Source organism: Areca yellow leaf disease phytoplasma, assembly GCF_041920595.1.
This window is the reverse complement of sequence record NZ_CP169277.1, coordinates 608,391-619,506: the sequence shown is the minus strand read 5'-3', so window position 1 is coordinate 619,506 and position 11,116 is coordinate 608,391. Positions and strand designations below refer to the sequence as shown.

The following is an 11,116-nucleotide window of genomic DNA, read 5'->3' as shown; positions in this document are numbered from 1 at the left end:
TGCAGCTGCTCAAGTAGGATTGTTCCAGAGCTAAATTTTACATCCAATGTGCAGGATGTCAAAAAGAGCAAAAAGACAAAAAGTATCTGGTAAAGGCAAAACTGGGCAAATGTTTTGTCTGGCAAAATTGCCTGTTTTATCTGGCCCTGATTGCTCCCATTCCATTTACATTTGAGTTTGTCTGCTTCACTCTTCAAAAAGAAAAATAATGAAAGTAAAAGAATAAATTAAAAACAAAATAATTATATTATAGATGTTCTGAATAAGAACTATTAAAGTTCTTCTTGCCGATAACAGGTTTACCACAGTATTTACTCATTGTTGAATACGTACCTAATAACAGATTCATACCTTAAAAACTTGACCATTGCAATAATAAGCTGATAAAATAGAAGAAGTATTTAAAAATAGTTATTTTAGAAGATATAGCATCGTTACCTTACTAATAATTTTACATTAAAATTAAAATTTGATTAAACAAACATTTTTATACGAATAGTGAGCTGAAATGTTAATCCAACAAGATTGGATTAATACTTCAGCTCCTTTATTCGTGTTAAAATGTTTGTTTTAATTTTTTATGTAGTGTGGAAATCCCCTTCCCCTTCCAAATTTTAATTTTTAGTGTGGGATTAAAAAACATTAGTAAAGATTATTACTGATGCTGCCAGAATTGACGGCGCTTCTAAAAATAACTATTTTTAGAAAAATTACTCTTCCTCTACTTGCTCCTACTATTTTTTATCAACTTATTATTGCTAATAATTCAAGTTTCTTAAAGAATATGAATCTGTTATTGGAGTTTTTGGTAATTCCGATATTACTAAGGTAAAATACTGGTGGTAGGCTATATTTATCAACAATTAGGAAGGAACTTAATGGATTCTTATTCCAGAGGCGCTGCAGCCACTGTTATTTTGTTTTTAATTTCTATTCTTTTTACTGCCATTAATTTTTTTCTTTTTTGAAAAGAAATTAAACGAATAAAATAAATAATAAATAAGGATAGAACCTTGATAATTATGTCAAATTCAAATAATAAAACAAAACTAATTTTTGCCAAACTTAAAAAACATTTACCCAAAGTTTTTGCCACTTTTACCAAATACTTTTTTTTTTTTGTCTTTTTTGCTCTTTTTGGCTATCCCTTTTTATTGGATGCTAAATTTAGCTCTACAAGACAATCCTGCTTGTCCTAGTTTTCTAAAAAAGAATTGACGTGGAACAACTTCTCTTTTCTATTTACCGTTATAGCTTGTTTTTGACTTTTTTTAAAACCCTTGCTGTTGTTTTTATCTCTACTGTTTTAGGTATTTTTGTCTCTGTTATAACTGCTTTTGCTCTTAGTATTTTAGAATTTAGAACTAAAAAATTATATTAGGAATCTTTCTAATCACCACTATGATAACTACTGAAAGTATGTTTTTAACTAACTATCAAACAGTTGCGCGCCTAGGTTTTGTTGATTCTGGTCAAGGTACGCGCGTTTTTTAGTGGCATTTATTTAGCAATGATTCTTCCCTTTCTAATCAATATATTTCATATTTTTTATTAATGCAAAATATCAAAAAATTCCGAAAGAACTCTATTTATCTGCCAAAGTTGATGGTAGTAGTGATTGAGGAAATTTTTATACAAAATTGCAACTCCGCTTTTAAGAGATAACATCATTAATATCATTATTTTTAGAGCAGTTGCTGCTTGGAATGTATTTGTGGCCTGAACTTGTAGGCGGAAAATTGCTTACTAATGTGATTAGAAATATTTTTGACTCTGAAAAAAATCAACATTTAGTCAATCAACAAATGGCGGCTACTGTTTTGATGACATTACCTTTAGTTTTGTTGTTCATTTTTTGTAAAAGATATGTTTTAGAAGGAAAATTAAACAGTGGTATCAAAGGATAAATTAAAAATCATTCATTTTTTTGCTTGCTTATTTGTTATTTTAGCATTTATTGTATTATTTCCTAAAATTGATTCTAATGCTTTAAGAAATAACCATGAACAAGAATTAAATGAAATGCTTACCAAATATAAAGATAGCGAAGCATGGGAAAATTTCTAGAAAAACCCATCGAAATTGTTTTTTGGCATCGTTTAGATCCTGAAAAAGAAAAAGGAAAACCAAAAACTGCTTTAGAAGAAATTATTGAAGAATTTAGAGAAAAATATCCCAAAATCAAAGTAAAAACAGAATATAAAGCCTAGTTGGAGTGGGATTGTAAAAAACATTAATGTAGCTTCTTCCAGCCAACAATGAACCTCATTTAATTGTTTCTTATGCTGATCTGTTGGTAAATTATTATGAATCAGGTAAATTAGTTCCCTTGATGGATTTAAAGATCACACCAATGAAAAAAATCAAATTAGACCCTTGGCCTGACAAGTCCCCAAACAAAAAAAACATATTTTTATTCTAGTTTTGAAAATGAGGCTCCAATTGCCTTTGGGTGATGAAAAAGAACCAGGGAAATGGTATTCCTTGCCATTTTCTAAATCTATTGAATTGATGTATTACAATCAAGATTATTTTAAACAATTAAAAGGCAAAATTCAAAAAACAAAAAATCGTAAATCATTCGATTTTAAATCTTGTTTTGACAATTATGATAACTCTAATTTTGAAGGCAAACTTAAAGATGGTATTACATGGGAACAAATGAAAAGTATGCAAAGTAATTAAACAAGTTGACTCTGAAAAAATCCTATTTCTTACGATTCTGAATCTAATTTATTTATTATATCTTCCGAACAAAGAGAAATTGAATATACAACTTCACCAACTAAAAAAGATCCATCAAGTCGTGAAGTAGGGTACGTTTTAATAATCCAGATGCTAAAAAAATGATTAAAGATTTTAAACAATTTTATGATAAAAAATATTTAATTACTCGTAAATTATCTGGTGAAAGTTATACTACTCATTTATTTATGGATCAAAAAATTTTAATGGATATTTCTTCTTCTAATGGATTTGAATATGTTTCCAAAGTTCCATTTAAAGTAGGGATAACTTCCGGTTCCTTATTGGAAAAAAGGAAAACAAGGTCCTGAGTCAGGCAAAGAAAAGTTTTACAACAAGGCTCTAATATTAATTTATTTTATAAAAGATAAAGATGAAGTGCTTGCTTCTTGGTTGTTTTGTGAAAACATTTAACTTCTAAAGAAACAAACGAAAAATTAATCCAAAAACTTAGTCAATTTCCTACTCGTCCTTGTTATGATAAAAGCTCCCAACCAGAACAAACAAATTCTGAAAATCCTTCCAAAAAGAAATTCTAAAAATCCGAGAAATAAATAAAGATATTTTTGACTTTATGAGCTTATGAAAGAAAAGAAGATGAAGAATCATCTCAAACAGGTAACCCCATTTATTTCTTTTTCTCCCACTTTTATAAATCCCAGATGTCGCGTATAGTTGTAGAAAAATTAGTAATAGATTGTTTTTTAGATGTTAATCAGGGACAAAAACATCGATAAATTATTTAATGAAGCCCAACAAAAGCAAACTCCTAAAAACTTATTAAAATTAACAAATTAAAGGAACATTATGAAAATTATTTACAATAAAATTAAAGCTTTTGGAAACAATTATTATTCACGGACACATCAATCGAATGTGAACAGTTATTTATAGTCAACTCTCCAACATAGGTTTAAAGATGCAATTACAGCAACTTTTCCCCAAAAAAAAGTATATGCAGTAGGACAAAAAAAAAACAAAATCATTCTTTTATCTTTTGTAGGTGTGATGGATGAAGTTTGTGATTCTTTGTACCAAAATCTCTTGCTATTGTTGTTGATTGTGGTCAAGAAACAAAATTAGTGACCAAATTTAAATTAGCTAAAGATACAATTAGAATTGATCATCATTTATTAATGGATAATTACTGCAATTATCAATGGGTAGATGCTAATTATTCTTCTTGTTCTCAAATGATTTTTGAATTTAAAGAAAAAATGCAATATGAAATTAACTCATAAAAGGTGCTTTTGGCCTATGTATGTAGGTATGGTAACTGATACTGGTAATTTTTGTTTTGATAGAGGTGACAAAAACACTCTTAAAGCTGCTGCTTCCTTACTTGCTTTTGACCTTGATGTATCACAAATTTTTTTTCATCTTAACAAAGAAACTCTTACCTTGTTTCAATATAAAGCCTATATTTATCAAAATGTAGTTACTTCCCAAGGATTTGCTTACGTTTTTATTTCTCAAGAAACATTGAAAAAATTTAACTTACATATTGACGTTGCTGCAAGTTTGGTTAATGACCACGGGTCATTTTAGAGAAATCATCCAGTTTGGGCTTTTTTCTTAGAACAACCAGATTTAACAATTAGAGCTCGTATTCACGTTCTCGTGGTCCTAGAAATTAACTCCATTGCTAGACAATTTAAAGGCGGAGGTCACCTTAGAGCTTGTGGTGCTACTTTAAATAACAATCAAGAAATGACTTTTTCACTTAAGCTCAAATAAAAGACTCAATTAAAGCTTTTGAAATCAAATCCCAAGACAAAAAATCCAAAACTAATTAAAAATTAATTAACAATAAAATTAATAAATTCAATAAATACATATAAAAAATCTCCAATAACCAATAATAAAATTAACCAAATAAAACTTTTATTTTGATAATTCTTTTTCCTTTTCCTTTCGGTTGTAAATTATTTTCATATTATAAATGATCAATATCAATTAAAAAACAACATTCAATAAATGAAAAAGATTACAAAAATCATAAAGAAAGGAGCCAATAAATGTTTTTTGATACTATTGCTGCTATTTCAACTCCTTTAGGAACAGGAGGAGTTAGTGTAATTAGGGTTTCTGGCAAACAATTCTATTGCAGAAAATAAATAAAATTTTAAAGGCAAAAGACCTTACCAAAACCAAAACACACACTATCATCACGGTTTTATCTCAACAAAGATACCAAACTATTTTGGATGAAGTTTTGATTTCTGTTTTTAAAACTCCTAATTCTTTTACTGTAGCGAAAAATATCGATGAAATTAATGCTCATAATTGGTATTTTAATTGCAAATGGTTTTAGAGAAAGAGTTTTGTCATTAGATATTAGGTTGGCTTTTCCAGGCGAATTTAGCCAAGATCTATCTTAATGGAAAAATGGACCTCATTCAAAGCTGAATCCATTATGGACCTAATTCATGCTACTCAATGAAAATGCCATAAAATTGCTCATTCTGGTTTGCAAAAATACGCCTGTTATTGACTTCTTTACGCGACCAAATCCTTAATTTAATTGCTCAAATTGAAGTTAATATTGATTATCCTGAATATGATGACATCTCCAATCACCCAACAAAAAATTGCTTTGGAAGTTAAAAGTTTAATCAAGCAATTAGAAAATATTTTGAACCACTCCCATAAAATAGATATCTTAAGAAGAATAAAAACTTTTCAATTTATGGACGTCCCAATGTTGGTAAATCAAGCCTTCTTAATGCTTTTTAAACGAAACCAAAGCTATTGTTTCTGATATTTCAGGTACTACCAGAATTTTTGTTGAAGCTTATTTTTAATTGTCAAAGGTATCACCCTTCATTTAATTGATACTGCAGGGATTCATCAAAACTGATGATCAATTGAAAAAATAGGAATTTTAAGAACAGAAAAAATGCTTTTTGGATGAATTAATTTTATTAGTTTTTAGAACAAAGCAATCATTTTGCAAGAAGAGAATCATCCAACTTTTTGCAATTAACCAAAAAACCATCCGCGCATTATTATAGAAACAAAGCGGATTTGAAAAACGATAAATTAATTTCTTCTCTTACAACAACTCTTCCCAATTAACCTCACAGAAATTATTTCAGTTTCAGAGTTTGGATAAAACAGGGTTTTAGAATTACAACAAACAATTTAAAAAAATTCCAATTAAAGTAATCTCCAGCCAAAGATTTTAATTATTTTTCTAATGCAAGACACATTAATCAAATCCAAATTGCTCTTCGTTCTTTCCGATTTGCAACAATCCCACTTTTGCAATCAATGCCAATCCGATATTTTATTCTATTGATCTTATAAAGCTTATCAAGCGTTAGGACAAATTATAGGTGATAATCAAGAAAATAGTTTAATTAAAGAATTGTTTTCTAAATTTTGTTTAGGAAAATAAAAGAAACCCAAAAAATAAGAAAATATCAAGAAAACAACCCCCAACCAACATCATTTTAACTAAGCCTAATATTTTAACAAATACAAAGAAAGGAACAAATATGAAATTTATTGAAACCCCAAATTAAAACCTTTGGAAACTATCATTATTCACGGACATAAAAATCCTGATGGTGATTGTTATGGTTCTCAACTAGGTTTAAAAAATATGATTCAAAATACCTTTCCTCATAAAAATGTTTATGTGGTGGGGCAAACCAAAAACCATTTAACTTTTTTGGGTCAAATGGATGAAATACCAGATGAAACTTACCAAAATGCGTTTTTTAGTAATTGTAGTTGACTGCGGCACTATTCAAACCATCAGTGACCAAAGATTTAAATTGGGAAAAGTCGTCATTCGAATTGATCATCATATTTTAATCGAAAATTATGGTAATTATCAATGGGTTGATGATTCTTTTGGTTCGTGTTCCGAGATGATTTACTTGTTAAAAGAAAACTCAATTTAAAACCTAACTTTTAAAGGTGCTTTTGGCTATTTATGTTGGTTTGACTACAGATACTGGTAATTTTAGGTATCATAGAGTAAGTGCTCCAAACTTTAAGAATTGTCTTAAGAATTACTTAATTATGGTATTGATGTTTCTTTGGTGGAACAAAAATATCAATAAAGTAACACTTAATTTTTTAAAATATCAAGGATATATATGTCAAAATATTATTGCTTGTGACGGATTTGCCTATGTTTATGTGAATCAACAAATCATTGAACAATTCAACATTACTTTAGAAGAGGTTTTTTTGTCGATTAATATTTTATCTAATATTAAAAATTTTCCCTTTTATGCTCTTTTTTTTGAACGTCCTGCATTCTAAAATTCAAGTGCGTATTTGTTCCTACAACGGACCGCAAATATATCATATTGTTCAAAAATATGGTTGTAAAGGTCACCTAAGAGCTTGCAGTATGTTTTTGCCATCCGAAAAAGAAAATTTTGACTTTTGTTGCTACAATAAAAAAGAAATTGCACCCTTTTTCAAACCACTTAAAAATTTAGATTCCAAATAATAAACACCAATCAACTAATTACTAAAAAAGACTCCCTTTTTCTTGTTATTTGTGTTATAGTTATGATATATGTTATTTAATTTTTTAGTATAAAAATACACATTATATCACAAATTATTATTTAGATAAATTTTTTTTTGCCCTTTATTATTTTTTTCTCCTCCATTATCTTTGTTTTTCCTCAATTTTTTAAAAGATCAAAAAACTAAAAACTACAAAAGAAAGGGTTTTTATGATTAAAATCAGCTTTTTTGACAACCAAATACAAGAATCTCTATTTCAGGTATAACTCCTTTGGCAATTTGGAAAAAATACTTATCTACACATTTCAAAAAACCAGTTGCAGCCCTTTTCAACGACCAACCAATCGAACTTGATTTTCATTTGAAAGAAAACGGCAATTTAGAAATTTTAACCGAATCTGATCCTAGCAATCTTTGGAAGTTCTTAATCACAGCACCGCTCACCTTATGGCGCAAGCCATTGCAAGACTTTATCCAGGTGCCCTTTTTACAGTATGGACCTGCCATTAAAGAAGCGATTTTATTATGATATTGATTTTCAAAATCACACCATTTCGGAAAAAGGTTTTCTTGCCATTGAAAAAGTAATGCATCAAATTTCTTTGGAAAACCACCCCATTACAAGAGAAGAAGTTTCTTCTCTGAACAAGCCCAAAAATTATTTGCTTGCAACCCTTATAAACAAGTTTTGCTGGAAAAAATTTCGCGACCAGACTATCAGTATTTATCGTCAAGGAGAATTTTTGATCTTTGCTGCAGCGGTCATGTAGCAAAACAAACCTTATTAAACATTTTAAACTTTTAAAAAATATCAGGAGCTTATTTTTCAAGGAGATGCCAAAAACAAAACTTTGACTCGTATCTATGGTACTTTTTCGCAAAACAAGCGCTTGCGGACCACTTGCAACTTTTGGAAGAAAGAAAAGAGCTCGACCACAAAAAACTTAACAAAGAACTAGATTTATTCATGTTTCATAAAGAAGTTGGTTTTGGGACTTCCCTTTTGGCTTCCTAAAAGGAGCTACTGTAAGGCGCATCGTTGAAAGATATATTGTTGACTAAAGAATTGTTATGATTATCATCATGTCTATACGCCCATTATGGCAAATACTGAACTTTACCGTATTTTCTTGGACATTTGGACCATTATGCTTCTAATATGTTTCCCATCATGACTTTGGAAAAATGGTGAAAAACTAGTTTTAAGACCAATGGACTTGCCCCCATCACATGATGATTTATAAAAAACTCCTCATAGTTATAAGGAATTGCCTTTGCGTATTGCTTGAAATTAGGAATGATGACGGTTTGAAAAAATCAGGAGCTGTTTCGGTTTACAAAGAGTAAGAGAAATGACTTCTAATGACGCTCATATTTTTGCCTATCTTAATTCAAATCAAAGAAGAAATGAAAAAATTATTAATTTAATTTTAGAAGTTTATCGATTTTAATATTAAAAATTATGAGTTGCGCCTAAGTTATCGTGACCCTAATGACACAGAAAAATATTTTAATGACGATCAAATGTGGCATCACGCTGAAAAAACCCTCAAAGAAACTATTCAAGAATTGAGCCTACCCTTTAAAGCATAAGAAGTCATCGGAGAAGCTGCCTTTTATGGTCCTAAATTAGATGTGCAAGTGTTTACTTCCCTAGGCAACGAAGAAACATTATCAACAGTACAACTTGATTTTTTGCTCCCCGTAAATTTGATCTTACTTTTATTGGAGAAGACAACAAACACCATCGTCCTGTTGTCATTCACCGCGCAGTTGTTTCTACTATGGAAAGATTTTTAGCGCATTTAGTAGAAGAAACAAAGGGTGTTTTTTCCTTTATGGCTTGCTCCTGTGTACAAGTGCTTTTAATTCCTGTGTCTGCTCCTCTACATTTGGAATTTATCCAAAAAATTAAAGAAATTTTTTTACAATTACAAAATTTCAGAGTAGAAATTAATTCCAAAGATACTACTTTGGGTTATAAAATTAGAGAAGCACAAAAATTAAAAATTCCTTATCAAGTTGTAATTGGCGACAACGAAATGACTAACAATTTAATTACTTTTAGAAAATATGGCTCTCACCAACAAACAACAATTAAAGTTGATGAGTTTGTTTCTTTATTAAAGACCAAGTTTTGCAAAAAAATAACCTCTTAATTGCCAAAATCCCCAAAAACTATTGACAAACCGCACTTTTTATTATATAATTAGGACGGTATTGTTATTGTTTTATTTTATAATATTCAAAAATACAATTATAAAATTATCAAAGATTTTTTAATAATCTTATGATATTAACGTGAAAAGAAGAGTTTTTCCGCCTTGATTAACAATTATTTTTAGGCAAATGGCAATATAAACATTTAATTTTTTTGTAAAAAAATGCAAAAAACATTTAGTGTTAGTTATTTTAGAGAAGAGAAGCCGTTCATTGGGCGTTTCTTTTTATTTTATTTCTTTTTGCCTTGTTTCCATTTTCATGTTATGTCATTTCATTTCATTTTTACAAAATAACCCCAAACCTAAAGGAGGTTTTAAATATTAAAATCAACAAATTTAAAAAAAGTTCCAATTCAGATTTATATAATGAAAATATCCCACAAGGAAAATACCTCATTATTGATGAAAAAGGCGAACAATTAGGTGTTTTGACCAAAAAGAAGCTTTAAAATTATCAGAACAAAAAGAAATTGATATTGTATTGGTAAACGCAGATGCCTCACCGATGGTAGCGCGATTAATGAATTATCAAAAACATCGTTATAACCAACAAAAACTTCGTGAAGCCAAAAAAACCCAAATTATTGTTTTAAAAGAAATTCGCCTCAATCCTGCCATTGATAAAATGATCTAAATACTAAAATTAAACAAGCTCAAAAAATTTTTAAAACAAGGCGATAAAGTAAAAGTTAGTATGCGTTTTCGCGGTCGTATGATTAATAATTTTCAATTAGGAGAAACAGTTTTTAAACAAGTTATGCAAGATTTGAAAACCTATCTCAAATTGAGACTCCTTTAAAATTACAAGGCAATCAACTAACAGCAGTTCTGTCCCCTTTAAAATAACCCTTAAAGGTTATGAATGGTATTTGAATGGCTGAAAAATTATCCAAAACAAAACGCGACTCAACCAATTTACAAACCAAAAATATTTTTTGCACCCAATTAAAAATTAAAAATAAATAAAATAAGAAAGGATGATTAAAGTGATTAAGAAAAAATCCCACAGCGGGCTTAAAAACGAATTAAAATTACTAAAAAGAAAAATTATTAAGAGGCCACGCCTACAAAAATCACCTTGCAGCTTCCAAAACTACTAAACAAAACCGCCAACTAAGAGGAGTTACTTGTGTTAAACTTTGTGATTACAACAGAATCAAAACTCTTATTAGAGGATTATAGAAAGGAAAAAGAATATGGCAAAAATTAGTTTTACTCCTGCAAGACACCGTCGTCGCAAAAAAGTTTTAAAAATGGCAAAAGGATATTTTGGTTCCAAAAGCACTCTTACAAAACAGCTCACGAGCAAATAATGCGCTCTTTGCAATACGCTTATAGAGACCGCAAACAAAGAAAAAGAGATTTTCGTAAATTATGGATATCCCGTATTAACGCTGGTGCTATGTTATGCGGCATCGCAGTAGTTCTCGTTTAATGCACGGACTTGCTTTGGCAAAAGTAGATGTTAATCGTGCTATTAGCAGATTTAGCACACTTACAACCAGAAACTTTCGCACAATAGAAAGTTCAATTAGCAAAAGAATCCTTAGTGCACTTCAACAAACATTAAAAAAAAAGAAGCACAAGTAACTAAATTACAAGAAGAACACCAAATGCTTGTAACAAAAAGTTAACACGTAACTGAACGAAGCAAT

General features: G+C 29.5%; 16 protein-coding genes and 3 pseudogenes. 17 read left to right on the top strand and 2 right to left on the bottom strand.

The features are described from left to right. Both ACEW7V_RS03505 and ACEW7V_RS03500 read right to left on the bottom strand, forming a co-directional pair. Positions 1–197, bottom strand: a 197-nt coding sequence (locus tag ACEW7V_RS03505; protein WP_374695459.1) for a hypothetical protein, incomplete at its 3' end; no start/stop codon positions are given. Between the two features lie 689 nt (positions 198–886). After that, a complete protein-coding gene (locus tag ACEW7V_RS03500) occupies positions 887–1,096 on the bottom strand; it encodes a hypothetical protein (RefSeq protein ID WP_374695458.1) in 210 nt (69 codons plus the stop codon). Positions 1,097–1,712: 616 nt separating this feature from the next. Here ACEW7V_RS03500 and ACEW7V_RS03495 point away from each other — a divergent pair. The 17 genes and pseudogenes from ACEW7V_RS03495 to rplT all read left to right on the top strand — a co-directional run bounded on the left by ACEW7V_RS03495 (position 1,713) and on the right by rplT (position 10,983). Next, positions 1,713–1,907, top strand: a complete 195-nt coding sequence (locus tag ACEW7V_RS03495) for a hypothetical protein (protein WP_374695457.1) — start codon at positions 1,713–1,715, stop codon at positions 1,905–1,907. A gap of 144 nt (positions 1,908–2,051) precedes the next feature. Beyond that, positions 2,052–2,210 carry a hypothetical protein gene (locus ACEW7V_RS03490; protein WP_374695456.1) on the top strand — a complete coding sequence of 53 codons (159 nt, stop codon included), beginning with the start codon at positions 2,052–2,054 and terminating at the stop codon, positions 2,208–2,210. Positions 2,211–2,448: 238 nt separating this feature from the next. After that, positions 2,449–2,685, top strand: a complete 237-nt coding sequence (locus tag ACEW7V_RS03485; RefSeq protein ID WP_374695455.1) for a hypothetical protein — start codon at positions 2,449–2,451, stop codon at positions 2,683–2,685. 161 nt (positions 2,686–2,846) lie between these two features. Beyond that, positions 2,847–3,056, top strand: coding sequence for a hypothetical protein (locus ACEW7V_RS03480; protein ID WP_374695454.1), 210 nt, complete (start codon positions 2,847–2,849; stop codon positions 3,054–3,056). A 771-nt stretch (positions 3,057–3,827) separates the two neighbouring features. Then, positions 3,828–3,986, top strand: coding sequence for a bifunctional oligoribonuclease/PAP phosphatase NrnA (locus ACEW7V_RS03475; RefSeq protein WP_374695453.1), 159 nt, complete (start codon positions 3,828–3,830; stop codon positions 3,984–3,986). After that, on the top strand, positions 3,970–4,293 hold the full coding sequence (locus ACEW7V_RS03470) for a bifunctional oligoribonuclease/PAP phosphatase NrnA (protein WP_374695452.1): 324 nt from the start codon (positions 3,970–3,972) through the stop codon (positions 4,291–4,293). Before ACEW7V_RS03475 ends, ACEW7V_RS03470 begins: the two co-directional genes overlap by 17 nt. A gap of 470 nt (positions 4,294–4,763) precedes the next feature. Further along, a pseudogene (mnmE, locus tag ACEW7V_RS03465) lies at positions 4,764–6,145 on the top strand (tRNA uridine-5-carboxymethylaminomethyl(34) synthesis GTPase MnmE). Between the two features lie 132 nt (positions 6,146–6,277). Further along, positions 6,278–6,487 carry a bifunctional oligoribonuclease/PAP phosphatase NrnA gene (locus tag ACEW7V_RS03460; RefSeq protein WP_374695451.1) on the top strand — a complete coding sequence of 70 codons (210 nt, stop codon included), beginning with the start codon at positions 6,278–6,280 and terminating at the stop codon, positions 6,485–6,487. After that, a complete protein-coding gene (locus ACEW7V_RS03455; RefSeq protein WP_374695450.1) occupies positions 6,435–6,656 on the top strand; it encodes a bifunctional oligoribonuclease/PAP phosphatase NrnA in 222 nt (73 codons plus the stop codon). The genes ACEW7V_RS03460 and ACEW7V_RS03455 overlap by 53 nt, the downstream gene beginning before the upstream one ends. Before the next feature lie 22 nt (positions 6,657–6,678). Then, entirely contained in the window at positions 6,679–7,023 is a 345-nt protein-coding gene (locus ACEW7V_RS03450; RefSeq protein WP_374695449.1) for a bifunctional oligoribonuclease/PAP phosphatase NrnA, read from the top strand. Between the two features lie 487 nt (positions 7,024–7,510). Continuing rightward, positions 7,511–7,768, top strand: a complete 258-nt coding sequence (locus ACEW7V_RS03445) for a hypothetical protein (protein ID WP_374695448.1) — start codon at positions 7,511–7,513, stop codon at positions 7,766–7,768. Continuing rightward, positions 7,734–8,009, top strand: coding sequence for a hypothetical protein (locus ACEW7V_RS03440; RefSeq protein WP_374695447.1), 276 nt, complete (start codon positions 7,734–7,736; stop codon positions 8,007–8,009). Before ACEW7V_RS03445 ends, ACEW7V_RS03440 begins: the two co-directional genes overlap by 35 nt. A gap of 1,014 nt (positions 8,010–9,023) precedes the next feature. Further along, complete coding sequence (locus ACEW7V_RS03435) at positions 9,024–9,398, top strand: His/Gly/Thr/Pro-type tRNA ligase C-terminal domain-containing protein (RefSeq protein WP_374695446.1); 375 nt, start codon at positions 9,024–9,026, stop codon at positions 9,396–9,398. Positions 9,399–9,942: 544 nt separating this feature from the next. Beyond that, on the top strand, positions 9,943–10,095 hold the full coding sequence (locus ACEW7V_RS03430; protein WP_374695445.1) for a hypothetical protein: 153 nt from the start codon (positions 9,943–9,945) through the stop codon (positions 10,093–10,095). 60 nt (positions 10,096–10,155) lie between these two features. Beyond that, complete coding sequence (locus tag ACEW7V_RS03425) at positions 10,156–10,260, top strand: hypothetical protein (RefSeq protein ID WP_374695444.1); 105 nt, start codon at positions 10,156–10,158, stop codon at positions 10,258–10,260. Positions 10,261–10,438: 178 nt separating this feature from the next. Further along, positions 10,439–10,643, top strand: a pseudogene (locus tag ACEW7V_RS03420) (50S ribosomal protein L35). A gap of 14 nt (positions 10,644–10,657) precedes the next feature. After that, a pseudogene (rplT, locus tag ACEW7V_RS03415) lies at positions 10,658–10,983 on the top strand (50S ribosomal protein L20). Positions 10,984–11,116: the final 133 nt, after the last annotated feature.

Bases quoted from the DNA above. Each gene is read 5' to 3' on its own strand.
- ACEW7V_RS03490 (WP_374695456.1), top strand. From the start codon at position 2,052: ATGGGAAAATTTCTAGAAAAACCCATCGAAATTGTTTTTTGGCATCGT.
- ACEW7V_RS03480 (WP_374695454.1), top strand. From the start codon at position 2,847: ATGATTAAAGATTTTAAACAATTTTATGATAAAAAATATTTAATTACT.
- ACEW7V_RS03470 (WP_374695452.1), top strand. From the start codon at position 3,970: ATGAAATTAACTCATAAAAGGTGCTTTTGGCCTATGTATGTAGGTATG.
- ACEW7V_RS03455 (WP_374695450.1), top strand. From the start codon at position 6,435: ATGAAATACCAGATGAAACTTACCAAAATGCGTTTTTTAGTAATTGTA.
- ACEW7V_RS03440 (WP_374695447.1), top strand. From the start codon at position 7,734: ATGGACCTGCCATTAAAGAAGCGATTTTATTATGATATTGATTTTCAA.
- ACEW7V_RS03435 (WP_374695446.1), top strand. From the start codon at position 9,024: ATGGAAAGATTTTTAGCGCATTTAGTAGAAGAAACAAAGGGTGTTTTT.
- ACEW7V_RS03425 (WP_374695444.1), top strand. From the start codon at position 10,156: ATGCGTTTTCGCGGTCGTATGATTAATAATTTTCAATTAGGAGAAACA.